The sequence below is a fragment of the Pseudomonas sp. Fl5BN2 genome (assembly GCF_009908205.1).
Classification (GTDB): Bacteria; Pseudomonadota; Gammaproteobacteria; order Pseudomonadales; family Pseudomonadaceae; genus Aquipseudomonas.
Genome location: NZ_JAAARL010000031.1, coordinates 22117 through 44566 on the forward strand (window position 1 = coordinate 22117; position 22450 = coordinate 44566).

Below are 22450 nucleotides of genomic sequence, written 5' to 3' on the forward strand. Positions count from 1 at the left end.
AGTCATTCTTGGCCGGATGGCCGGTAGAGAGAATGTTGGCAACGGTCAATAGGGGATATTTAGCGTCATTCTTCAGCACAGTCGGAGAGCGGGCCGAGTTGCCCGGCCAACTGCCGAAAGCGCCCTGGGGCGACGCCGCTCCAGCGCAGGAAGGCATGGCGGAAACTCGCGGTCTCCTTGAAGCCCAGGGCTTCGGCGATGCGGTAGATGGGCAGGCTGTGCTGCCCCAGCAGTTGCTGGGCACGGGCGTAGCGCAGTTCGTCCAGCAACTGCTGATAGCTGGTGTCCTGGGCCCGCAGGCGCCGGCGCAGGGTGCTGGGGGAGCAGTGCACCTGGCGCGCCAGGCTGTCGAAGTCCGGCACTGCGTGCAGTTGTTCATTGAGGATGCGCCGTACCTGATCGATCCAGGTCGGCCGCGCGCTGAGCTCCTCGTTGAGACGGATGCAGCGTTGCAGCATGTCGTTCTGGGTCACCAGGTCCGCCAGGGGCAGGCGCCGGTCCAGCCATTCCAGGTCGAAGCCGATGGCGTTGCGTTCGGCGTTGAAGCGCACCGGGCAATTGAAGGCCTGTTCGTAGCTGTCCAGGTAGGGTTGCGGGCCATGCACCAGGTGCACTTCGCGCAGCGGCAGGCTGCAGCCCAGCAGGTCCTGGCAGGTGACCCGGTACGACGACATGCAGAAATCGGTGTTGAACACCTCCAGTTCGGTTTCGCTGTACTGGTCGGCGGTGAGCCAGGCCAGGCCATCGCGGATCTCCAGGTCGAGGCGGAAGAAGGTGCCCAGCAGCAACGGATAGCGCAGCGCCAGGGACCAGCCCTCGCGCAGGGTGGCACTGGTCAGCAGGGTCAGGCCGAACATGCCATAGGCCGAGATGTGCAGATTGCGGCCGAGCACCAGGCCCAAGTCCTGGCGCAAGGCTACGGCGTTGCTGAACACACGCATTTCCTGGCTGATGTTGATCAGGCTGTTGGGCAGGTCGAGGTCCGCGAGCTGGATGCCACTGCCCTCCAGCAGTACCTCGGCGGGCACCTCGCTGTCGCGAAAGGCGTCCAGCACCGCTTGCGTGGTGTGCAGGGTAGTCAGGCGAAGTACGGCCATCGGCGATCTCAAGGTGATATCGGAGGCGTGACTTTAGGGGTTACGCGTGCGCGGTTCAATTGCCCCCTTGCAGGAGCTGGCGTGCCAGCGAAGGCGTCGGTGGGTGCAGCGCCAGGCTTGAGGGCCAGTTCGCCGGCAAGCCGGCTCCTACGGGCGGCGGTTGGCGCCGATTTCGCAGGCACCGCCCTGGTAGGAGCTGGCTTGCCAGCGAAGGCGTCGGCGAGGGCTGCGCAAGGCTTGAGGGCCCTTTCGCCGGCAAGCCGGCTCCTACGGGACGGCGGTTGGCGCCGACTTCGCAGGCACCGCCCTTGTAGGAGCTGGCTTGCCAGCGAAGGCGTCGGCGAGGGTTGCGCAGGGCTTGAGGGCCCTTTCGCCGGCAAGCCGGCTCCTACGGGCGGCGGTTGGCGCCGATTTCGCAGGCACTGCCCTTGTAGGAGCTGGCTTGCCAGCGAAGGCGTCGGCGAGGGCAGCGCAAGGCTTGAGGGCCCTTTCGCCGGCAAGCCGGCTCCTACGGGGCGGCGGTTGGCGCTGATTTCGCAGGCACCACCCTGGTAGGAGCTGGCTTGCCAGCGAAGGCGTCGGCGAGGGCTGCGCAAGGCTTGAGGGCCCTTTCGCCGGCAAGCCGGCTCCTACAGAGGGGGTGTTCGGCTGGGGTGAACGCGGGTATCAAAAATTCGAAATTCTCTATACGCCGCACCTTGGGCACTCTTCCCTCAATCACAACAATAAAAAGGTGAAGTCCATGTTCAAGCTCTCAAGAGCGCTGTTCTGTGCCGCCGCATTGCTCGTTGCCGGGTTGGCCCAGGCCGCCGAATCCACCGGCAACCCGATCATCATCAAGTTCGCCCACGTGGTGGCCGAGAACACCCCCAAGGGCCAGGGCGCGCTGCTGTTCAAGAGGCTTGCCGAGGAACGGTTGCCCGGCCGGGTCAAGGTCGAGGTCTATCCCAACTCGTCGTTGTTCGGTGACGGCAAGGAGATGGAGGCGCTGCTGTTGGGGGATGTGCAGATGCTGGCGCCGTCCCTGGCCAAGTTCGAGCAGTACACCAAGCAGATCCAGATCTATGACCTGCCGTTCCTGTTCGATGACCTGGCGGCGGTGGACCGCTTCCAGGCGGCGCAAGGTCGTCAGTTGCTGAACACGATGCAGGCCAAGGGCGTTCTCGGCCTGGCCTACTGGCACAACGGCCTCAAGCAGTTGTCGGCGAACAAGCCCCTGCGCGAGCCCAAGGACGCTCGGGGCCTGAAGTTCCGGGTGCAGGCCTCCAGCGTGCTTGAGGAGCAGTTCAAGGCCTTGCGGGCCAACCCACGCAAGATGAGCTTCGCCGAGGTCTACCAGGGCCTGCAGACCGGCACGGTGAATGGCACCGAGAACACTTGGTCGAACTACGAAAGCCAGAAGGTCAACGAGGTGCAGAAGTACTTCACCGAGTCCAACCACGGCCTGATCGACTACATGGTGATCACCAACGCGAGCTTCTGGAACGGCCTGCCGGCGGATCTGCGCGGTGAGTTGGAAGCGATCATGGTCGAGGTCTCGGTGGAGGTGAACAAGCAGGCCGAAGCCCTGAACCAGAGCGCCAAGCAGAAGATCGTCGAGGCCAAGACCAGCGAAATCATCGAGCTGACCCCGGAGCAGCGCCAGGCCTGGCGCGACACCATGCGCCCGGTGTGGAGCCAGTTCGAGGGCCAGATCGGCGCCGAGCTGATCCAGGCCGCCGAAGCCGCCAACCAGCGCCCCTGATTGCGCTACGTCCGCCGCTTGCGGTCGTCCACCTGCGGGCGACCGTTTCCCGCCTGTTTCGCGAGGTATCTCTATGCAGTCCCTGAGACGTATCTGGGAGCACCTGGAGGAGGGCCTGATCGCCCTGCTGCTGGCGACCATGACCCTGGTGACCTTCGTCTACGTAATGCTCAACAACGTCTACACGCTGTTCTTTGCCCTGGCTGACAAATGGGCCCTGGGCAGCAGCGTCTTCAATACCCTGGGGGACGCGACCATGGGCCTGGCCCAGGACATGACCTGGAGCGTGGCCCTGACCAAGGCGCTGTTCGGCTGGCTGATCTTCTTCGGCATGTCTTATGGCGTGCGCACCGCCGGGCACCTGGGAGTCGATGCTTTGGTGCGCCTGACCCCGCGCCCGGTGCAACGCTACCTGGCGCTGCTCGCCTGCCTGTGCTGCCTGGTGTATGCCGGGCTGTTCATGGTGGCCAGCTACAAGTGGCTGAGCGCGATCATGGCCGCGCACATCGGTGCCGAGGACCTGGACCGCTTCGGCATCCAGATCAGCCATATCGTAGTGATCGTGCCCATCGGCTTCGCCCTGGTGCTGGTCCGCTACCTGGAAATCTTCTACCGCATCTTCACTCGACGGCAGGTCGGCCTGGGCCTGGCCGACGAGGCGGGCGAGGCCAGCAAGCTGGCGGGCAGCCATGAGGAGCGTCACTGATGACCGTGCTCTGTCTGTTCCTGTTGCTGCTGGTGTTGATGTTCCTCGGCGTGCCGATCGCGATTGCCCTGGGCCTGTCTGGGGCGCTGTCGATCCTGATGTTCAGCCAGGACTCCCTCAGCTCCCTGGCGATCAAGCTGTTCGAGACCTCAGACGCCTATACCTTCCTGGCGATTCCATTCTTCCTGCTGTCCGGAGCCTTCATGACTACCGGCGGCGTGGCCCAGCGCCTGATCGATTTCGCCAACGCCTGCGTCGGGCACATTCGTGGCGGCCTGGCGATTGCCGCAGTATTGGCGTGCATGCTGTTCGCCGCCTTGTCCGGCTCCTCGCCGGCCACCGTGGCGGCGGTGGGGTCGATCGCGGTGGCAGGCATGGTGCGCTCCGGCTATCCGAAGGAGTTCGGCGCCGGGATCATCTGCAACGCCGGGACCCTGGGCATCCTGATCCCGCCATCGATCGTGATGGTGGTGTATTCGGCGGCCACCGAAACTTCAGTCGGCAAGCTGTTCATGGCCGGGGTGATTCCCGGCCTGTTGCTGGGGTTGCTGCTGATGGTGGCGATCTACATCGTGGCCCGGGTGAAGAAACTGCCGGCCCAGCCACGGGCCACGTTCCGCGAGTGGCTGAGCTGCGCGCGCCGGGCGTTCTGGGGGTTGCTGTTGCTGGTGATCATCCTCGGCGGCATCTACAGCGGCATGTTCACCCCCACTGAAGCGGCGGCGGTGGCCGCGGTGTATTCGGCCTTCGTCGCGCTGTTCGTGTACCGCGACATGAAACTGCGAGACTGCCCCAAAGTGCTGCTGGAGTCGGGGCGGCTGTCGATCATGCTGATGTTCATCATCGCCAACGCCATGCTCTTCGCCCATGTGCTGACCACTGAGCAGATCCCCCAGGAAATCACCGCCTGGGTGATCTCCGAGGGGCTGACGCCGCTGGGTTTCCTGCTGATGGTCAACGTGGTGCTGCTGGTGGCGGGCAGCTTCATGGAGCCCTCGGCGATCGTGCTGATCCTGGCGCCAATCTTCTTCCCGATTGCCATGAAGCTGGGGATCGACCCGATTCACCTGGGGATCGTCATGGTGGTCAACATGGAGATTGGCCTGGTGCATCCGCCGGTGGGGCTGAACCTGTTCGTGACCTCGGCGGTGACCGGCCTGACCTTGGGCCAGACCATCCGCGCGGCGATGCCGTGGCTGATGATCCTGCTGCTGTTCCTGATCCTGGTGACCTACGTCCCGCTGATCTCCCTGGCACTGCCCAACTGGCTGGGCATGTAGGAGCCGGCTTGCCGGCGAACCGCACAGCGGCCAGGCGGTGCCGGTTCAGCGGTTGGACATTGCGTTGCGCTTGCGGACGCTTTCGCTGGCAAGCCAGCTCCTACAGACGGACATATTTCCGTAGGAGCCGGCTTGCCGGCGAACCGCGCAGCGGCCAGGCGGTGCCGGTTCAGCGGTTGGATATTGCGTCGCGCATGCGGGCGCTTTCGCTGGCAAGCCAGCTCCTACAGACGGACATATTTCCGTAGGAGCCGGCTTGCCGGCGAACCGCGCAGCGGCCAGGCGGCGCGGGTTCAGCGGTTGGATATTGCGTCGCGCTTGAGGGCGCTTTCGCTGGCAAGCCAGCTCCTACAAAACGACATATCCCTGTAGGAGCCGGCTTGCCGGCGAACCGCGCAGCGGCCAGGCGGCGCGGGTTCAGCGGTTGGATATTGCGTCGCGCATGCGGGCGCTTTCGCTGGCAAGCCAGCTCCTACAGACGGACATATTTCCGTAGGAGCCGGCTTGCCGGCGAACCGCGCAGCGGCCAGGCGGTGTCGGTTCAGCGGTTGGATATTGCGTCGCGCTTGCGGGCGCCTTCGCTGGCAAGCCAGCTCCTACAAAACGACATATCCCTGTAGGAGCCGGCTTGCCGGCGAACCGCGCAGCGGCCAGGCGGTGCCGGTTCAGCGGTTGGACATTGCGTCGCGCTTGCGGGCGCTTTCGCTGGCAAGCCAGCTCCTACAGGTGGATGGCGCGGTGGTCTGCCGGGTTCGGTTCAACGACTAATGCCCATGAGTGGGTCAGGCCGACGGCACGCGCCACAGGTACCAGGCTGCGGTGGTGCGCCAGGGGCTCCAGGCCTGGCCGATCTGGCGCAGTTGCCGGGGGCCGGGCTGCTTTTCCAGGCCCTTGAGCCGGCGGTAGCCTTCGCGTACGCCAAAATCATCCACCGGCAATATGTCCTCGCGCTCAAGGCTGTAGATCAGCAGCATCTCCACGGTCCAGCGGCCGATGCCCGGCAGTTGGGTCAGGCGCTCGATCAGCTGTTCATCGTCCATCTTTCGCGCATCCCGGGCATCCGGCACGCGGCCGTCGAGCCGGGCCTGGGCGATGCCCTGCAGGGTCGCCACCTTGCGTGCGGAAAAGCCGCAGCCGCGCAGGCTTTCAAGGCTGGCATCAGCCAGCTGCCGGGGCGTAGGGAAGTTCTGCCCGGGAAACAAGGCGCGCAGGCGGCCAAGTATCGCGTCGCCGGCGCGGGCATGCAGTTGCTGGTAAGCCACCGCGCGCACCAGCGCCTGATAAGGCTCGCGCTCCGGACGGGGCTGGTGCAGGCAGGGGCCGACGGCGGCGATCAGCGCGGCCCAGTCGGCATCCAGTACGGCAAGAAAACGAGTGGCGGGGCAGGTGGGCATTGGCGATCCGGAACAAGTGGCGGGGCGAGCGGCAGGTTAGCCCGTCGCCCCGGCGCGTGCACCCGGTCTCTTGCGCTGGAACTCGTGGCCCGGGCCTTGCACCCGGGCGCAGGGTTTTCAGTCCTGGGTCGCCGACAGGTAGAGCCGTTCCAGCACGTAGTGCAGCGAGGCCGCCAGGGTTTGGCCATGGCTGAGCTTTTCGAAGCTGTGGTAGTCCAGGGCCAGCCCCGGCACTTGGGCCAGATGCGCCTGCAACTGTCTGGCGCGCTGGTCGGCCTCGGGCCCCGGCGGCTGGCGCGGGTTGCCCGGCTCGGCCCCGCCGCGCATCAGCAACAATTGCGCACGGTGCCCCTGCAGGCGTTCGGCCAGGCCCTGGGCCTGAGCCAGGATCAGGCCATCGCCCCACCACAGCGAAGGGCTTGCCGCCGCGTAGTGACGAAACTCCTGGGGCCGGGCGAACAGCGCCTGGAGCACCAGCAGGCCGCCATAGGAATGGCCCCACAGGGTTTGCTGCGTGGCGTCGATCGGCACCTGTGCCGCCACCGCTGGCCGCATGCGCTCGCGCAGCCCTTGCAGGAAGGCTTCGGCACCGCCGCTGGGCTGTCCGGTCAGCGGGTCCTGTTGCTGTTCAAGGCCCGGCTGCCGCGGGGTGTAGTCATAGGTTCGGGCGGTGCGCTCGATGCGCAGCGGGGTCTGGTAACCCACGGCCACCAGCAACGGTGCCTGATCGGCGGGCAGCCGCTTGAGTTGCTCGGGGTCGAGGGCGCCGATGGCGGCGTTGCCATCGAGCATCCACAGCACCGGGTAGCCCTGGGGCGGCGGCGCCTGCAGCGGTTTGCCGATCCACAGTTGGTAGTGCCGCTGGCCGTCGGCGGAATCCAGTTGCAGGCTGCTGAAGCGGTAGGGCAGGTCCTGGCGTTGCAGCAGGCTGCGGTCCATGGGCTGGTCCGCGGCGGGCGCGGCCTGGGCCGCTCCCGCAAGGCCCCAGGCCAGGGCCAGGGGCAGGAAGAAAGTTCTCATCAGGCGTTCTCGGCGGGTTCTTGGTGATGGCTCAGAACGATGCGGTCAGGCTGGTGTACAAGGTGCGCCCGGGTTCGTTGTAGGTGGCGGCGCCGGCGCCGGCGATGTTGTTCACGCCCTGGGCATTGCCTTCGCGGAACAGGCGTTTGTCGAACAGGTTGTCGACCCCGGCAGTCAGGCTCAGGTTGCGGGTCAGGGCGTAGGTACCGCTGACCCCGGCAATCGCGTAGGGCGCCAGTTGCTGGGTGGCGCTGCCGGTGACGCGGTCGCCGTGGTAGTCGTACTTCTTCGGCGTCTGCTGGCCGTACCAGGCCACGGTGGCCTGCAGCGACAGGTCCTGGGTGGCCTGCCAGTCGAGCATCGAGTTGAGGGTGTAGCGCGGGGTCACCGAGAGGTAGTCGCCGGTTTGCTTGTTCTTCGATTGCAGCATGTAGGTGAAGTTGTTGTTCCAGGTCAGCTGGCTGGCCAGAGGAATGGTCAGGGTGCCTTCCAGGCCTTCCACCAGGGCCTTGGGCACGTTTTCCCACTGGTAGATCGCCGCGTTGCGGTAAGCGCCGCTGCCACCGCTGGCCTTGCTCACCGGAGCCAGGCCGGATTCCACCTTGTTCTTGTAGTCGTTGCGGAAGTAGGTCAGGCCGGCAACCCAGCCGTCGGCCTTGTACTCCAGGCCCAGTTCCTTGTTGACGCTGGTTTCTGCCTTGAGCTGGTCGTTGCCCTGCAGGTAGCAACTGGTGCTCTGCCCGTAGCAGCCCTGGCCACGGCTGTAGAGCAGGTAGTCGGGATTCAGCTGGTAGAGGTTCGGCGCCTTGTAGGCGCGGGCGATACCGGCTTTCAGGGTCAGGCTGTCGCTGAGGGCGTGGGACAGGTTGAGCGAGGGGCTCCAGTTGTCACCGACGACGCTGTGGTGGTCGAAGCGCAGGCCCGGGGTGAGCATGGTGCCCGGCTGCAGTTCGATGTTGTCTTCGGCGAACAGCGAGAAGATCTGCGCACTGGACTGGGTGCTGCGGTTGCTCGAGGTCAGGCCGTTGACTGCGCCGCCCTCGCTGGTGGCCTGGCTGTTGGCGCTGGGGTCGTCAAGCTTCTGCTGGGACCATTCGCTGCCCAGGGTCAGGGTCTGCTCGAAGCCAGCGTGCAACGGCAGGTTGAGCTCGCCGTGGGCGGTCAGGTCGCGCAGCACCGCGGTGTAGAAATTGCTGTTGCTGAAGATACCTTCAGTGCCGCCGGCCAGGCCTTCGTTGATCCGCGTGTTGCGGGTTTTTTCGTATTGCAGGTAGGCCATGGAGCTGCCGAAGTCCCATTCGCCGCGATGGGTCAGGGAATAGGTTTCGCGGTAGCTGCGGTTGGTCTCGTGGCCCAGCAGGTTTTTCACATTGCTGTTGCTGTTGGTGTTCTGGGTGTCGCCGGTGTAGAGGTTGCCCTGGCGGCTGAAGCCGGTTTCGACATCCAGGGTCTGGTCCGGCGTCAGGTGCCAACTGAGCAGGCCGTTGAGGTCCTTGTTGCGCACGCCTTCGCGGCCGGCGGGCAGGGTGCCGACCTGGTTGCCGGTACGCAGGGATTGGTGGCCGGCGTTGATGTCGGCGTCGTCGGAATCGGTCTTGGCGATGTTGCCGTAGACCCGGTAGCTGAAGTTTTCGGTCAGCGGGCCATTGAGGCCGAAGCTCATGCGCTGGGTCGCGCCCTCGTCCTTGTGGGTCGGGAACGAGCTGTAGACGGTGGCGTTGCCGTGGGTCTGGCTGCCGGCCTGCTTGGTGACGATGTTGATCACCCCACCGGCCGCGCCGTTGCCGTAGCGCGCGGCTGCCGGGCCACGAATCACTTCGATGCGTTCCACCTGGTCGGCCGGTACCCAGTTGGTGTCGCCACGGCTGTCTCGCTCGCCGCGCCAGCCGTAGCGTACCGAGTTGCGGCTGCCCACTGGCTTGCCGTCCACCAGGATCAGGGTGTTTTCCGGGCCCATGCCGCGGATGTCGATCTGCCGGTTGTTGCCGCGTTGGCCGCTGGTGGAGTTACCGGTGAGGTTGACTCCGGGCATGCTGCGGATGATTTGCGACAGGTCGTTGGCCGGTGGGCGTTTCTGGATATCTTCGGCGGTGATCACCGAGACCCCCGGCGCCTGCTTGGTTTCTTCCTTGGCGGTGGCGATGACGGTCTGCGGTTCCAGTTCCAGAGTCGTCCGGGTCGGGTCTGCAGTGGCCGCCTGCACGGCTTGGCTGAGCAGGCAGCAACCGGACAGCAGGAAAGGGGTGAAAGGGCGCATCGAGCACTTGGACATCGGTGATCTCCGGGACAGGGCTGTAACAGGAAGATCACGAATGATAATGACTGCTAATTGCGAGTAAAGCGCATTAACTTTCTAAACACTTCTCAGGCGGCGGGCAGCAGCACATGCATGCACAGGCCGCGGCTGCCATTGCTGGCCCAGATCCGCCCCTGGTGCAGTTCGACGGCGCGCCTGGCAATGGCCAGGCCGAGGCCGAAACCATCGCCTTGGGCCGAGTCCAGGCGCTGGTAGGGCTGGAAAATCCGTTGCAGGTCGTGCTCGGCGACCCCGGGCCCCTGGTCTTCCAGGCACAGGTGCCAGTGGCTGCCCTCGCGCCAGCCACGCAAGCTCACCCGGCCTTCGGCGGGGGAATAGCGAATGGCATTGCGCAGCAGGTTTTCCAGGGCCTGGGCGATGCTGTCCAGGTGCACCAGCACCCGGCAATCGGCGTCCAGCAGGCACGGCAGGCGTGCGGCGTCCCAGCCACTTTCAAAGCAGGCGTCCTCGCGCAGGGCCTCCCAGATCGACAGCACTTGCACCGGCTCGGTGGGCAGTTGTGGGCGCTCGGTGTCGAGCCAGGCCAGGTCCAGGGTGTCTTCCAGCAGGCGTTGCATGTCGGCTATTTCCCGATCCAGGCGCTGGCGCAACTGCTCCGGCGGCAACCGGCTGTCATGGGCGATGCGCAACCGCGCCAGGGGCGTGCGCAGTTCATGGGACAACGTACGCAGCAGCAGGCGCTGCTGGGCCAGGCTCTGGCGCAGGCGTTCGGCCATGTGCTCGAAGGCCAGGGCCAGCTCGCCCAGTTCGTCGTGGCGGTTCACCAGGGGCGTGCCCAGCCCCTGGCTTTCCAGGTCATCGGCGCGCAAGGCGTCGGCGCGGTCGCGCAGGCGGTTCAGCGGCAGCACCAGGTGGCGGTACAGCAACAGGCCGAGCAGGGCGGCCAGCAGGGTCGGCACCACGCCATGGCTGAACACGTGGGTCCAGGGCGTCAGGCCGCCGGGCAGCAGGCGCTCGGGCAGTTGCAGCACCAGCCGGCCTTGCTCCGGGTGTTCGGGGAATTCGATGCTGACGTAGGGCAACTGGTCTTGCAGGCGCCGGCTCATGGGCCAATCGAGCTTGCGCATGAAGGTCAGGCGGCTGGCTTCTTCAGCGGTCAGCGCGGTGCTGCCCAGGCGTTGCAGGCGCTCGCCAAGCACCGCGACCCAAGTGTCTTCCTCGGCCGCCAAGCGTTTTTCGAAGGCATCCACCGCCGCCGCCCCGCCCTGGTGCCAGGCGGCCTCGGCCTGCTGGGCGTAGTTCGCCAGGTACTGGCGGTCAGCGGGGTCGAGGAAATAGGTGCTGCGCTCGGCCGACAGGCCCCAGGTCCAGATGATCCAGGTCAGCAGCAGGCAGAAGCCGATCTGCAGTCCGGCCAGTTTCCACAGCAGGGGATGGCGGCGCATCAGTGACGGTCCGCTTCCACGAGGATGTAGCCGGCGCCGCGCACCGCCTGGATCTGCAGGTGCTGCACCCCCAGGTCGGCAAGTTTGCGCCGCAGGTTGCACACGTGCACGTCCAGGCCGCGATCCAGGCGGGTGTAGATGCGATGCAGCACTTGCTGATAGAGGAAGGGCTTGCTCAGGGTTGCCCCGGGGTGCTCGCGCAGGGTCACCAGCAGCCGGTATTCGGAACCGGTAAGGCCGGCCGCACGGCCCTGGTGCAGCACGTCCTGGGCCTGGTCGTCGAAGCTCAGGTCCGGGTCCAGGCATGTGGCCTGCTGCTGTTGCACCCGGGCCATGCGCCGCAGCAGGGCGTCGGCCCGGGCGTCCAGTTCGGCCAGGCTGAAGGGCTTGGGCAGGTAGTCGTCGGCACCGCGGGTGAAGCCGGTGATGCGGTCCTGCTCGGCGCCCAAGGCCGACATCAGCATCACTGGCGTGCCCTGTTCCTGGCGCAGGGTTTCCAGCAGGGCCAGGCCGTCCATGCCCGGCAGCATGATGTCCAGCAGCACCAGGTCGAAGTGGCCGGCACGCACGGCCGCCAGGCCCTGGCGGCCATCGGCGCAAGGGGTGACGGCAAAGCCGCGCTGGCGGAAATGCAGGTCCAGGTCGTTACGCAGGCGGGCGTCGTCTTCCACGAGGAGCAGGTTGGGGATCATGGGGGAGAGCACTTGAATGAAGGGGGTGGCTTTAATGAGAATGTTTTACATTTGCGAATATTGCAGCAATGCCCCGGGCTATGCAATTGCCATGATGGACGGCCGTGATCGGGATTGGTCAAACAAAAAGTTGAATATTCAACAAGGCGTTGATATTTTTCCTGGCCGTTTTCCCTGGTAGCCGTCTATGAACCCGTCTTCCGCTTCCCTGCTTGCCGAGCGCCAACTGGTGTTGCAGGTGCTGCGCAGCACCTTGCAGATGCTTGCTGGTGTGGTTGGCCCCCATGTGGAAATCGTCCTGCATGACCTCGACCGGCCCGAGTGCTCGATCGTCGCCATCGCCAACGGTCATGTCACCGGGCGTCGGGTCGGTGGCCCGGTGCTGGGCGGGCCGCGCCAGGACCTGGGCTTTGCCGCCGTGATGCAGGCCCTGCAGGATCGCTCCGCCGGCACCCCGCTGGTGCTGGAGAACTACCCGACCCTGGCCCCCGACGGCCGTGAGCTGCGCAGCTCCACGGTGATCTTCCGCGACAGCAGCGGACAGCCCTTCGCCAGCCTGTGCAGCAACAGCGACCTGAGCGGCATTGCCGCCGCCCACGCCTGCCTGGGGCAGATGCTGGGGCTGGGCGGCGCGCCTGCGCCACGCGGCGACGAACCCCGAGACCTGGAGCAGGTGCTGGCGCAGATCATCCACGGTGCCTGTCCAGCCGGGGTGCGCATGACCAAGCAGCACAAGCTCGACGCCGTGCGCCAGATGCAGGAACGCGGAGTGTTCATCGTCAAGGGCGGGGTCGAGAAAGCTGCCACGGCCCTGGGGGTGACCCGCTACACCATCTACAACTATCTGGAACAGATCCGCGCCCAGGGCGCCGAGGAATGACCGCGATGCAACTCGATATCTTTCAAGTGGATGCTTTTACCTCCCATGTCTTTGGTGGCAACCCGGCTGCGGTATGCCCTCTGGATGCCTGGTTGCCGGACGCGGTCCTGCAGCGCATTGCCCTGGAGAACAACCTGTCGGAAACCGCCTATTTCGTGCCCCGGGGCGAAGTCTTCGAACTGCGCTGGTTCACTCCCGCGGTGGAAGTCGACCTCTGCGGACACGCCACCCTGGCAGCGGCGTGGGTGTTGTTCGAGCAGTTGGGCGAGCAGCGTGAGGTGTTGCGCTTTGCCACCCGCAGCGGCGAGTTACGGGTGAGCCGCGAGGGCGGCCTGCTGTCCATGGACTTTCCGGCAAAGCAACCCGAGCAGGTGGCCATTCCTGCGGCCCTGCTGCAAGCCCTGGGGTTGCCTGCCGCCGAGGCCCTGTACCGTACCGATGACTACCTGCTGGTGGTGGACGACGAGCGTCTGCTGGACGAGCTCAAGCCCGATTTCGCCGCCCTGGCCGCCTTCGATGTGCGGGGCATCGCGGTCACGGCGCCGTCACGGGAGTTCGATTTTGTCTCGCGCTGGTTCGGCCCGCGGGTCGGGGTCAATGAAGACCCGGTCACCGGTTCCGCCCATACCTCGCTGGCGCCTTACTGGGCCGCGCGCCTAGGCAAGCGCCAACTGCGGGCGCAGCAGGGCGGGGCGCGCAAGGGCCAGTTGCAGTGTCAGTTGCTGGACCACGACCGGGTATTGATCAGCGGCTACGGCGCGTTGTACCTCAAGGGCTGCATCTTCCTATGAACCATCTGCGGCGCCGCTCTGCCATGGGAACCTGGCGCCCTCAGGCAGATTTGTCTCGGCAGTGCCTGCGGGAGTAGAGTCGCGCTTTTTTCGCCTGCTCAGGATGCTCCAGACCATGCAACGGACCCGCACCTTGCCCCGCCTTTCCAGCACATCGCTGATGGCCCTGTTCTTCGGCCTGTGGGCCGCAAGCTCCCAGGCGACCAGCCTCAGCGAGAGCCTGCTGGAGTGCCAGCCGGGGTTCTTCAAGGCCCTGTATCAGCAGCGCGCCGAGCTCGGGCAGGTGGTGAAACTGGCGGAGAATCAGCGCCAGGGCATCGCCTGGATTCCGGTGGTCGAGCGCCGCAACAGCGCTACCGCGCTGACGGTGTTTTCCCGCCCGCTGCTGGACCAGGGCCTGCCCCTGACCGCCTACTACGACCGCCAGTTCGACCTGGGCGAGCAGGGCAGCTTCCACTTCTGGGGCTTTGAAATCGACGCCAGCCGCAAGGCGGTCATGGCCGCGCTGCCCCAGGCCGGTTGGCAGGAGGCCGGCGAATACTTCATCTCCCGGCCGCAGATCAAGGCCAACGCCGCCGCGCCCTGGCAGGACAACCCGGCCGCCGCCTCGGGCATCGCCCCGGCGCCGGGTTCCGCCGAAAAGATCCTGATGCTCAGCGATGAGGACGGCAAGACCCGTTTGCTCTGCTCGTTGCAGGGCAGCATCGAGCAGCCACTGCTGCACCAGGAGCGGCCGGACCTGGCCCAGGGTGCGAGCCGATGAACAAGCTGTTGAGCTTGAGCGTGGCGGTTGTGCTCGCCGGTTGCGCACATTCGGGTGCCCCCAAGGAGGCCCCGACGGGGCAGCGTCCGGACGGCATGTTCAAGGTGCTGGAGACCCCGGAGCTGGGCACCTACTTCGCTGCCAACTCGCTGGCCCTTTACCAGAACAACCCGAACCTGCGGCAGTTCTATCTGGTCAACAACTACGCCAAGCCCACCCAGCTCAGCGACGGCAAACCGCCGATCTACAGCTCCCGGGCGACCCGGGTGATCAACTGCGAGAAGGATGAGTCGGCGCAGTTCGGCCGGGTGTATTTCTCCGAGCCTTACGCCCAGGGCGTGGAGGTCACGCGCAAGGACGATCTTGCCCAATGGACCGCGTTCCCGCGCCAGTCGCTGCTGGGGGAATTGCGCAACATGGCCTGCGGGGTCGATCCGGCCCGGCTCAAGCTGGCCCCGGCCACGCCATGATCAGTTCGGCCTGCCCGGTATCGGGGTCGATGCCGTTGTCGATCACCTGGAAACCCTGCTGGCGGTAAAAACCGATGCTTGGCAGGTTGTCGGCATACACCGCCAGCTCCAGGCGCGAGCGCCGTTCACGGGCATCGGCCAGCAGCTGTTTGCCCAGGCCCTGGCCTTGCTGCTGGACCCTGACGAACAGCGCCGCCAACTGGTCCTGGACCAGGCAGTAGAAGCCCAGAAGCTCGCCGTCGCGTTCGGCCACCCGGGTCTGGGCATTGGGAATGTAGAGGCTGCCCATGTCCTCGACCTTGGAGCGCCAGAAGTCGGGGTCGACAAAGTGGTGGGCCTGGATCGAGGCATCCAGCCAGAGTGTCAGCAACCCTTGAAGGTCGCTGGATTGATAGTCCCTGATCAACATGTGCGGGGGCCTGTCTGATTGAAGTGAGCGCCGCACGCTACCCAGGTGACGGCGGTCTGTCCAACTGTTCAGAAGCAAGGAGCTATTCGATGCTGGAAAGCAACCGCACCATCACGCTGTCAGGCGAGCAGGCACTGCAAGCCCTGGCGGAACTGGAGTTCGTCCTGATCTCGCTGCACAAGATGGGCGCCTATTACATGGATAAACCCGTGGCCGACTACCAGCGCGCCACCACCGATTTCATCGATAACCAGCAGGTCACCCAGCGTCTGGCCCTGGTGCGCAGGATTCTCAGCGAACCCTTCGACAGCACCCTGGGGGACGACGACATGGATGACATCGAACGTCATGTGCAAGGGCTCGAACTGTGGCGCCCCGAGTAACCGCGCGGTCATTACCCGTCGTTTTTTCAAGGAACCTGCCATGTCCCGGATCAGCATCGCCACAGCGACTCCCACCAACAGCCTGGCACTGGTGAAGTTTCTCCATCAGCGCCTGGGCCTGTCCCTGAGCGTTGCCCAGGGCTATCTGCGCCGTGGCGCCGAGGGCTTCTTCTACAGCGCCAAGCTGTTTCACAACGACCATGTGGAGCGTGAGCAGGAACTGCGCGACATCCTCGCCTTCTGCAATGAAGCCCAGGTGCCGCTGCTGATTGTGGAGACCGACCCCGAGCTGGAGTGGACCGGTGTGGCGCCCGCAGAGATCGACATGTTCTCGATGCCCGACGAGCACCTGCTCAATCTGCTCGATGCCTGCGACGGCTATTGTTGATGCTGCGGGCTTTGGGAGCCGTAAAGCGGTAAGTGAAACGCCGCTGAGCCGGGGCAGGGCCAGCGGCCTGCTTGAACTTGCGTCCTCCGACTGTTCCTCAAATCTATAAAGTACAAGTTGATTGTCAACTAACTATAAGTTGGCTATCGAACAAGTCTTCGATGTGGGCGTTGATTCGGCGACCGGTGCCCCACTTATCGTCTGGACCGATCCTGCCGGATCGATCGGCTCGTATCGCAAGGCTTGTGAGGGCGCCGATCCGCGCTACCAGCGCATTTTCGAATGCATGACGGCTTCTGACACATCCGCGGTCCCAGGAGGCAAGTTCGAAGTCTGCAAGTACGGTCAACCGGGCTGTGCCGAGCCGTTCAAGGGGGCTGGTCCAGACAGGAAAGTGGCTTACATCGATGCGTCGAACGGTATTACCCAATTCAATTCGCCAGGATCCGGGGGAGGGGCCCACAGTGATATCTGTCGCCTGCCGATGGGCCGTCTGCTGTGGAAGCTGATTGAGGAATATGCGCCAGCCCGATGACTTGCGGGCCTGAGTGCGGCCGCCCTGTTCAAATGCAACTGCGGATGCTTCAGCTTGATCAGACCTTCAAGGCCTGGAGCAAGGAAGAGGCGCGTGATTCGCTGAGCAAGGCATCCGATGCTCATGAGCGCAGATCAGACTGCGCGGCAGGCCGCTCTGAACTTGCTTGAGAAGTATTGCGGCCATTTTTCAGCGGCCTCTGTCCTGGAATAGAAATCCTCGCTGGGCACATGCTCGCGAGTCGGCAGGCCGGATAAATACTCCTCGAATGTTGGTGGCGCAGGGGCTTATGTGGGAGTGCCTTGTAGCGGGCCTGTCACCGGGAGCGGCCAGGTGAGCAGTCTTTTGATGCGCTTGAGCATGGGGCAATGTCGATCGTTGGCGGGCAGATTTCCCTGAGCGGAAAATCTGCCGATTCTTGAACCCCGGGGGGCTTTGGGGCGGGTGTCAGCGCTGCGCCGCCCAATAGGCATGCAGCGTGCGCGCCGCCGGTTCGATGGCCGCCACTTGCTGGCGATGCTGCTCCAGGTTCAGGTCGGCCGGCAGTTCGAAGTTGTCCTGTTCGGCGCAGTCGATGATCGCTTGCAGCAACCCGGTCTGCGGCGCGGGCATTTCCGGCCAGTTGCCCACCGCCACGCCGCGCAGGTAGCCGAAGCACCATTCTTCGGCCAGCAGCAGGTCATGGCCCTGGTGCTCGGTCTGTTCGAGGCGCGCCTTGAACGCTTGCGGGGCCTGGGTCAATTGCTCGGCCAGGGTGTTGATGTGGCGCACGCACAGGTCGATGAACTGCCGGCATTGCTCCGGGGTTTCCCAGTTGGGGTTTTCGCCGCCCCAGATGCCCGGGAACCATTCGGCGATATCGACTTGAGCCGGGCCCGACACCAGCGCGGTGAAGTAGCCGTCCAGTTCGCAGGGGTTGAGCACCGAGTGGTCGTCGCCGTACTGGAGCAGGGTGTCTTCGATCAGCTCGAAGTCGGCGGCGTTCAGTGGGGTGTTTTGCATGAAGGAAGTCCTGGAAAAAGCAGCGGCAAGTTTCAGGGTTCAGGCGCCAGGCTGCAAGCCTTGAACGGCAGGACTGAAGCGTCGACGCGCCGCCCTCAGGTGCCGCGCAACAGGTCCTGGGAGTCCAGCAGGCGCTAGGCGATTTCCGGGCGCTGTTCCATGGCCCGGCGGATGGCGGCCGGAATCGATTGTCGGGTCTTGCGGCACAGGCCGGGCAACTCGCCGAGGGAAATCGAGATGCCGCGCATGCTGCGCACTTCGTTGAAGCTGGGGCTGATGTCGACGCGGATGCCCAGTTGCTCGTACATCCCCACCACTTGCGCTATGGGTGGCCCGGATGGGTTGTTCAGGTCGATGATGGGCAAGGGCGTCTGGTCGAGAACCTTCGGCTGGACGTTCTGCACGTAGTCTCGGTTTTGCAGCGTAACCGTCGGGCTACAGCAGCACGGCGTGGTCAAGCCCCTTGGACAGGCTGGTGGTGCGCCAGCGGATAGGGTCGCCCTCGCGGACGTTGACCACCAGTTCGTCGGTACCCTCGGACGTCTGGTTGGTCGCGTCGCGTCGCGCCACCATGTAGATCGCCTGGCTGGAGAGTCGTCCCGACGGGTTGGTGTAGTTGTAAAGGTGGGTGGGGGCGTTCGGGTTGTTTTTTTCGAGATGGAATGCGCCGGAGTCGAAGGTTTGGCCTTCGCTGCCCAGGAGAGTGTCCACATCGATGGTGACCATGATGTCTACGTCGCTCATGTCCAGCTCCCTGCTGTCGCGTTGGATGCCCGGGTGCCCGCTGTCAGCCCGGGCCTGGCCGCTGCAGATGCTCTTCCAGCCAGTGCGCCGCCAGGTTGGCGTGGGTCAGGCCCAGGTCGTGGTCGGCTCCCGGTACGATGCGCAGGCGGGCCCGGGGCAACAGGCGGGCCAGGCGCTGACCCACCGCCACCGGGCTGATCGGGTCGCAGTCGCCCCACAGCAGCAGCGTCGGCATGCGCAACTCCCCGAGTCGCGGGCCGAGGTCGCTGTGATCGTCGATAAACCAGCGAGGCAACCGCGGATAGGCCGCGGCATAGTCGCCACGCCAGTCCGTGGCGCCAAGGTCGCGCATGTCCACGCCGCCGGAGGTGACACTCAAGACCAGATGGGTGATCAACTCCGGCCGCTGCAGGGCCGCACGCACTGCGATGATGCCGCCCATGGACTGGGCCACCAGCGCCGTCGGCCGGTCGACCCGTTGCAATACCAGGTCGACCAGATCGTCCATGCCCTGGACGTCTGGCTGTGCCGGGGTGTCGCCGAAACCCGGCCAGCCCAGGTGCACCTGGCGCGCCGGATGGCGCAATTGCGCGGCCAGGGGTTGCCAGAATTGCCGATTGCCCGAGGCGCCGGGCAGGAACAACAGTTGTTGGGGGGCTTGGGGCATGGCATCGCTCCGGGTCCATGGGCGGCGAATGGAACCCTCGCGCTGACGGCCAGGCCGCGCGAGGGCGCTAGAAAATACGGTGCTCGGGTTGCACGAGCAAGCGCTGTATCAGGCGACAGCAGGGCGCCATGCCGCCGCCCCGGAATTGGCCGCGACGGTTTATCATGCTGCGCTGCTGCCCGTTGCCTGTCCGACAAGGGGCTGCTCTTTTCCCCACCGTGGAGGCGCCCGCCGTGTCCGATCTGCCCAAGCCTGCTGCCCGTCCAGCCGCCATCCCCAAGTTCCCCGTGTGTCACGCCCGTGGCGGCACCTCCACCGGGCTGATCCTGGCCCGCGAAGCGCTGCCCCGGGACGAAGCCCTGGTGGAGGAGCTGCTGCGTCACCTGATGGGCGTGCCCTTGCACGGCGAGTGGCCGGGCAATACCCAGATCACCGGCCTGGGGCGCGGCGGGCCCACCAGCAACAAGGTGTTCATCGTCGAGCGCCGCTCTGGCGAGACGCGGATGATCAGTACCCTGGCGCAGTTGGCGGCGGGCAAGAGCGCCATCGACTGGAGCGTCAACTGCGGCAACATGTCCGCGGCCCTGCCGTTGTACGCCCTGCAGCGCGGCTGGGTGGAACCCGGGGAGGGCGGTGGGCAGATCGAGATCTACAACAGCAACACCCAGACCACGATGTACGCGCGCCTGGGGTTCGCCGATGGCCGACTGCTGAGCGACACGCGGATTCCCGGGGTCAACGGGGTGTTTCCCGGGGTCGACCTGTTTCTCGACAAGCCGGTGGGGGCCAAGACCGGCGCACTGTTTCCCAGCGGGCAACGGGTGGACCTGCTGGACGGGATTGCCGCCACCTGCATCGACGTGGCGGTGCCCATGGTCATCATCCGCGCCGCCGACCTGGGCAAGACCGGGCAGGAACCCCCGGCCGAACTGGACGCCGATCCGCAGTTCAAGGCGCGCCTGCTGGAACTGATGGTGCTGGGCGGGTTGCGCATGGGCCTGCGCCAGCGCGACGGTAGTTTGATGAGCGCCGACGACCTGCGGTGCAGCGAAACCATCCCGAAGATCTGCATCGTCAGCCCGGCGCGAGAGGGCGGCGATATAGCCACCCGCTACTTCACCCCGCAGAACGCCCATCCGTCCTTGGCGGTGTCCGGCGGCTGCTGCCTGGCGGCGGCCTGCCTGGCCGAGGGCACCGTGGCCCATGCCCTGCTGGCGCGGGCACCGGCCATCGGCGAGGAGCAGGGCGAGTACCCGCTGGCGATTGAAAACCCCGCCGGGGTGCTGGAGACCCTGATCAATGCCCGGCGGGCCGGCGATGAGTTGTTGATCGACGGCGCCGCCTACCGACGCAGCGCGCAGATTCTGTTGCAGGGCAGCACACCGCTGTACAACGCCTCGCCTGAACTGACGGCCGCCCTTGGCGCCTTGTAGCTGCTGCCGCAGGCTCGCCAGCGCCCCCCCAACCGCCGAGGCTCCTGCGCAGCCTGCGGCAGCGGCGACAGAAGCCCGCTGGCTGGGCAGGCCATGACGGCTCAGCGCTGGGGGAAATCTCGGCGCAGCGCATCCACCCTCGCCAGCAGCCGAGGCACGGAATTGCAGGCCAGGGGCAACGTCACCTGGCAACCGTCCAGCCGTTGCGCCGGTTTCAGCCAGGGCGGTGCGGCCTCAAGGCAAAAGTGGATCTGGATCTGTGGCTCGGGGCCGCCCAGGTAGTGAAATGCCAGGCAGGGCTCGGTGAACCAGCAGGGTCGGGGAGGGCCTTCGGGTTGACCCAGGGCCTGTAGCCACTGGGCCAACTGATCGAGCTCGTGGGTCCTCAGGCAGGCATCCTTGAAACGCCAGGCTCCTTGGGGATGTTCGATGCGGCCCTGCACCATCAGCCAGTTGGCGTCCAGTTGATCATGGCTGCCGGGGAACTCGTAGCCGAGGATGTCCAGTTCCACCCTCAGCTCAGGCGGGGCCCTGAATATTAGGGGCATATCAGCGAGCCTCGCCGCCATCGGGGAGAAACTGCGGCACCTTCTGCTGCAACAACTGGATCAGCTCCGGGTCCATGAACTCGTAGTCATCGGGAATGTTCAGGCAGACGATCTGCTGCTTGTGCAGGTGCGCCTTGAAGCGTTTGCGCAGTTTTTCCCGGTGGCGGGTTTCCATCACCACAATCAGCCCGGCCCATTGCACCAGCTCTGGGCCCAGGGGCACCTCGGCGTCGTGGTTGAGGCCCGCCGAGGCGGTCTCGATCCCCGGCCAGTCGGCGAACAGCTGCTCGGCGGTGGGGCTGCGCAGCTTGTTCTGGCTGCAGACAAACAGGACATTGAGCATTCGGCCAAACTCCCTGGCACATGCACCCGGCCCGTAGAGGGCGGGGCAAAGGCGCTGATTTTTCGGGGCTTTGGCCGCGCTGTCCAGCAACTTGTGGCGGGGGCGGGCGGTTTTCATTGGTCAGGGCAATTTGCCCGGGCCTTGCCAGCGCTGCCAAACTGTCGACCCTATTTGCCCGCGTCAGCCATTCCATGCCCGCAGCGCTGTTCACTTCACCCCATCTGGGCCTGGCCCTCAGGCGCTGGCGCCTGTTGCACCGGGTCAAGCAGCAGCACGCCGCCGAGCTGTTCGGCGTGGCGCAGTCGAGTATTTCCCGTTGGGAAAACGGCCGGCAGGCCATGGAACCGGCGGAACGTGCGCGCCTGGAACACCTGCTGGCGGCCAACCTCAGCGCTGCCGCCGACCAGGCCCTGGCCCGGTTGGTGAACGACAGCCCGCGGCCAGTGCACCTGGTGTGCGACCTGACCCACCGCCTGCTGGCCTGTTCGCCAACCCGCGCCGGGCAGTTCGGCGTGCCCCTGAGCGAGCTGCTGGGCCAGTCGCTGTGGGGCTTTTGCACAGAGGAAATTGTCGGCAAAGAGGCAGCCCTGGATGATCTGGGCTGGCGCGAAGTGCTGGCGCCACCGTCCCTGGAGTTCTTCAGCGGCCACAACGATTCGGCCATCGTGCCCATCGCCGCGAGCCAGTGCCGCTGGACCCGCCTGAACCTGTCCGATGGCAACGCCGTGCGGCTGGTGGAAACCCTCTGAGCGGTGTCGAACCCCGCCGCGGATATTTTATCCGTGGACCTGAATGCCGCGGCTGACTAGTCTGCTTGGCCATCGTCCGCGGTCCTTCGGTGCGGATGATTGCCCGGTAACTTTCGCCAACCAACACAGGCTTGAACATGAACAGCGAACTTCTCCGCGGTCGACTCGAATTTCTCCGCGAAGCCGAGAAACTCAAGGACGTGCTGCGCAGCGCCCACACCTCCAGCGGCCGCCAGGAAAGCACCGCCGAGCACAGTTGGCGCCTGTGCCTGATGGCGCTGCTGTTCGAAGACCAACTGGGTGACCTGGACCTGCTGCAGGTACTGAAAATGTGCATCGTCCACGACCTGGGGGAGGCCATTCATGGCGATATCCCTGCGGTGGAGCAGGGCGCCCACCCGGACAAGAGCCAGCAGGAGCGCGAAGACCTGCAGTTCCTCGCCCGGACCCTGGACGCTCCGGCGCGCCAGCGCCTGCTGGACCTGTGGGACGAATACGAAGGCGCCGTCAGCACCGAGGCGCGCACGGTCAAGGCCCTGGACAAGCTGGAAACCCTGCTGCAACACACCCAGGGCCAGAACCCGGCGGACTTCGACTACCGCTTCAATCTCGACTACGGCCGCCGCTATACCAGCGCCACGCCGTTGTTCCAGGCCCTGCGTGAGCAAATCGATGCCGATACCCAGCGCCGCCTGGACGCTGCCGAGTGA

General features: G+C 65.4%; 25 protein-coding genes and 1 pseudogene. 13 read left to right on the plus strand and 13 right to left on the minus strand.

What is annotated here, in order from left to right; all coding sequences use genetic code 11:
• Positions 1 to 65: 65 nt before the first annotated feature.
• Positions 66 to 1097 carry an AraC family transcriptional regulator gene (locus GV819_RS29820; RefSeq protein ID WP_161759621.1) on the minus strand — a complete coding sequence of 344 codons (1032 nt, stop codon included), beginning with the start codon at positions 1095 to 1097 and terminating at the stop codon, positions 66 to 68.
• 742 nt (positions 1098 to 1839) lie between these two features.
• Between GV819_RS29820 and GV819_RS29825 the strand changes: the two genes are divergently transcribed.
• From GV819_RS29825 to dctM, 3 genes are all read left to right on the plus strand, one after another.
• The gene (locus tag GV819_RS29825; RefSeq protein ID WP_161759622.1) at positions 1840 to 2841 is read left to right on the plus strand and encodes a TRAP transporter substrate-binding protein; all 1002 of its coding nucleotides are present in this window, start codon (positions 1840 to 1842) and stop codon (positions 2839 to 2841) included.
• Positions 2842 to 2914: 73 nt separating this feature from the next.
• Entirely contained in the window at positions 2915 to 3547 is a 633-nt protein-coding gene (locus GV819_RS29830; protein WP_161759623.1) for a TRAP transporter small permease, read from the plus strand.
• Positions 3547 to 4827 (plus strand): C4-dicarboxylate TRAP transporter large permease protein DctM, encoded by a 1281-nt coding sequence (gene dctM / locus GV819_RS29835; protein WP_161759624.1) that lies wholly within the window; start codon positions 3547 to 3549, stop codon positions 4825 to 4827. The genes GV819_RS29830 and dctM overlap by 1 nt, the downstream gene beginning before the upstream one ends.
• Positions 4828 to 5609: 782 nt before the next feature.
• Here dctM and GV819_RS29840 read toward each other — a convergent pair.
• From GV819_RS29840 to GV819_RS29860, 5 genes are all read right to left on the minus strand, one after another.
• Entirely contained in the window at positions 5610 to 6221 is a 612-nt protein-coding gene (locus GV819_RS29840) for a DNA-3-methyladenine glycosylase family protein (RefSeq protein ID WP_161759625.1), read from the minus strand.
• Positions 6222 to 6338: 117 nt separating this feature from the next.
• The gene (locus GV819_RS29845) at positions 6339 to 7241 is read right to left on the minus strand and encodes an alpha/beta hydrolase (RefSeq protein ID WP_161759626.1); all 903 of its coding nucleotides are present in this window, start codon (positions 7239 to 7241) and stop codon (positions 6339 to 6341) included.
• A 31-nt stretch (positions 7242 to 7272) separates the two neighbouring features.
• The gene (locus GV819_RS29850; RefSeq protein WP_161759627.1) at positions 7273 to 9513 is read right to left on the minus strand and encodes a TonB-dependent siderophore receptor; all 2241 of its coding nucleotides are present in this window, start codon (positions 9511 to 9513) and stop codon (positions 7273 to 7275) included.
• A 92-nt stretch (positions 9514 to 9605) separates the two neighbouring features.
• Positions 9606 to 10943, minus strand: coding sequence for a HAMP domain-containing sensor histidine kinase (locus tag GV819_RS29855; RefSeq protein ID WP_161759628.1), 1338 nt, complete (start codon positions 10941 to 10943; stop codon positions 9606 to 9608).
• A complete protein-coding gene (locus GV819_RS29860; RefSeq protein WP_161759629.1) occupies positions 10943 to 11635 on the minus strand; it encodes a response regulator transcription factor in 693 nt (230 codons plus the stop codon). Before GV819_RS29860 ends, GV819_RS29855 begins: the two co-directional genes overlap by 1 nt.
• Before the next feature lie 187 nt (positions 11636 to 11822).
• On the opposite strand from GV819_RS29860, the gene GV819_RS29865 reads away from it, so the two are divergent.
• The 4 genes from GV819_RS29865 to GV819_RS29880 all read left to right on the plus strand — a co-directional run bounded on the left by GV819_RS29865 (position 11823) and on the right by GV819_RS29880 (position 14539).
• Complete coding sequence (locus tag GV819_RS29865; protein WP_161759630.1) at positions 11823 to 12515, plus strand: helix-turn-helix transcriptional regulator; 693 nt, start codon at positions 11823 to 11825, stop codon at positions 12513 to 12515.
• A gap of 5 nt (positions 12516 to 12520) precedes the next feature.
• Positions 12521 to 13306: a PhzF family phenazine biosynthesis protein gene (locus tag GV819_RS29870; RefSeq protein ID WP_161759631.1), complete on the plus strand. Its 786-nt coding sequence runs from the start codon at positions 12521 to 12523 to the stop codon at positions 13304 to 13306.
• Positions 13307 to 13421: 115 nt separating this feature from the next.
• Positions 13422 to 14069 (plus strand): hypothetical protein, encoded by a 648-nt coding sequence (locus tag GV819_RS29875; RefSeq protein ID WP_161759632.1) that lies wholly within the window; start codon positions 13422 to 13424, stop codon positions 14067 to 14069.
• Entirely contained in the window at positions 14066 to 14539 is a 474-nt protein-coding gene (locus tag GV819_RS29880) for a surface-adhesin E family protein (protein WP_161759633.1), read from the plus strand. Before GV819_RS29875 ends, GV819_RS29880 begins: the two co-directional genes overlap by 4 nt.
• Here the strand turns inward: GV819_RS29880 and GV819_RS29885 are convergent.
• Positions 14514 to 14948, minus strand: coding sequence for an N-acetyltransferase (locus GV819_RS29885; RefSeq protein ID WP_256667657.1), 435 nt, complete (start codon positions 14946 to 14948; stop codon positions 14514 to 14516). The two genes, GV819_RS29880 and GV819_RS29885, sit on opposite strands and share 26 nt — an antisense overlap.
• A gap of 89 nt (positions 14949 to 15037) precedes the next feature.
• Here GV819_RS29885 and GV819_RS29890 point away from each other — a divergent pair, with 89 nt between their 5' ends.
• From GV819_RS29890 to GV819_RS29900, 3 genes are all read left to right on the plus strand, one after another.
• Complete coding sequence (locus GV819_RS29890) at positions 15038 to 15331, plus strand: hypothetical protein (RefSeq protein ID WP_161759634.1); 294 nt, start codon at positions 15038 to 15040, stop codon at positions 15329 to 15331.
• 40 nt (positions 15332 to 15371) lie between these two features.
• Positions 15372 to 15719 carry a hypothetical protein gene (locus tag GV819_RS29895; protein ID WP_161759635.1) on the plus strand — a complete coding sequence of 116 codons (348 nt, stop codon included), beginning with the start codon at positions 15372 to 15374 and terminating at the stop codon, positions 15717 to 15719.
• 121 nt (positions 15720 to 15840) lie between these two features.
• Positions 15841 to 16254, plus strand: coding sequence for a hypothetical protein (locus GV819_RS29900; RefSeq protein WP_306108863.1), 414 nt, complete (start codon positions 15841 to 15843; stop codon positions 16252 to 16254).
• 447 nt (positions 16255 to 16701) lie between these two features.
• On the opposite strand, the gene GV819_RS29905 is transcribed toward GV819_RS29900, so the two are convergent.
• From GV819_RS29905 to GV819_RS29920, 4 genes and pseudogenes are all read right to left on the minus strand, one after another.
• A complete protein-coding gene (locus GV819_RS29905) occupies positions 16702 to 17256 on the minus strand; it encodes a UPF0149 family protein (RefSeq protein WP_161759636.1) in 555 nt (184 codons plus the stop codon).
• A gap of 134 nt (positions 17257 to 17390) precedes the next feature.
• A pseudogene (locus tag GV819_RS33890) lies at positions 17391 to 17564 on the minus strand (hypothetical protein); the annotation flags it as partial.
• A 127-nt stretch (positions 17565 to 17691) separates the two neighbouring features.
• Complete coding sequence (locus GV819_RS29915; protein ID WP_161759638.1) at positions 17692 to 18000, minus strand: AidA/PixA family protein; 309 nt, start codon at positions 17998 to 18000, stop codon at positions 17692 to 17694.
• 43 nt (positions 18001 to 18043) lie between these two features.
• The gene (locus tag GV819_RS29920) at positions 18044 to 18667 is read right to left on the minus strand and encodes an alpha/beta fold hydrolase (RefSeq protein ID WP_161759639.1); all 624 of its coding nucleotides are present in this window, start codon (positions 18665 to 18667) and stop codon (positions 18044 to 18046) included.
• 233 nt (positions 18668 to 18900) lie between these two features.
• Between GV819_RS29920 and GV819_RS29925 the strand changes: the two genes are divergently transcribed.
• Positions 18901 to 20100, plus strand: coding sequence for a PrpF domain-containing protein (locus GV819_RS29925; protein ID WP_161759640.1), 1200 nt, complete (start codon positions 18901 to 18903; stop codon positions 20098 to 20100).
• Positions 20101 to 20201: 101 nt separating this feature from the next.
• On the opposite strand, the gene GV819_RS29930 is transcribed toward GV819_RS29925, so the two are convergent.
• Positions 20202 to 20612, minus strand: coding sequence for a WapI family immunity protein (locus tag GV819_RS29930; protein ID WP_368668958.1), 411 nt, complete (start codon positions 20610 to 20612; stop codon positions 20202 to 20204).
• Between the two features lie 37 nt (positions 20613 to 20649).
• Positions 20650 to 20991: a low molecular weight protein tyrosine phosphatase family protein gene (locus tag GV819_RS29935; protein ID WP_161759642.1), complete on the minus strand. Its 342-nt coding sequence runs from the start codon at positions 20989 to 20991 to the stop codon at positions 20650 to 20652.
• Positions 20992 to 21182: 191 nt separating this feature from the next.
• Between GV819_RS29935 and GV819_RS29940 the strand changes: the two genes are divergently transcribed.
• A complete protein-coding gene (locus GV819_RS29940; protein ID WP_161759643.1) occupies positions 21183 to 21740 on the plus strand; it encodes a helix-turn-helix domain-containing protein in 558 nt (185 codons plus the stop codon).
• A gap of 137 nt (positions 21741 to 21877) precedes the next feature.
• Positions 21878 to 22450, plus strand: coding sequence for an HD domain-containing protein (locus tag GV819_RS29945; RefSeq protein ID WP_161759644.1), 573 nt, complete (start codon positions 21878 to 21880; stop codon positions 22448 to 22450).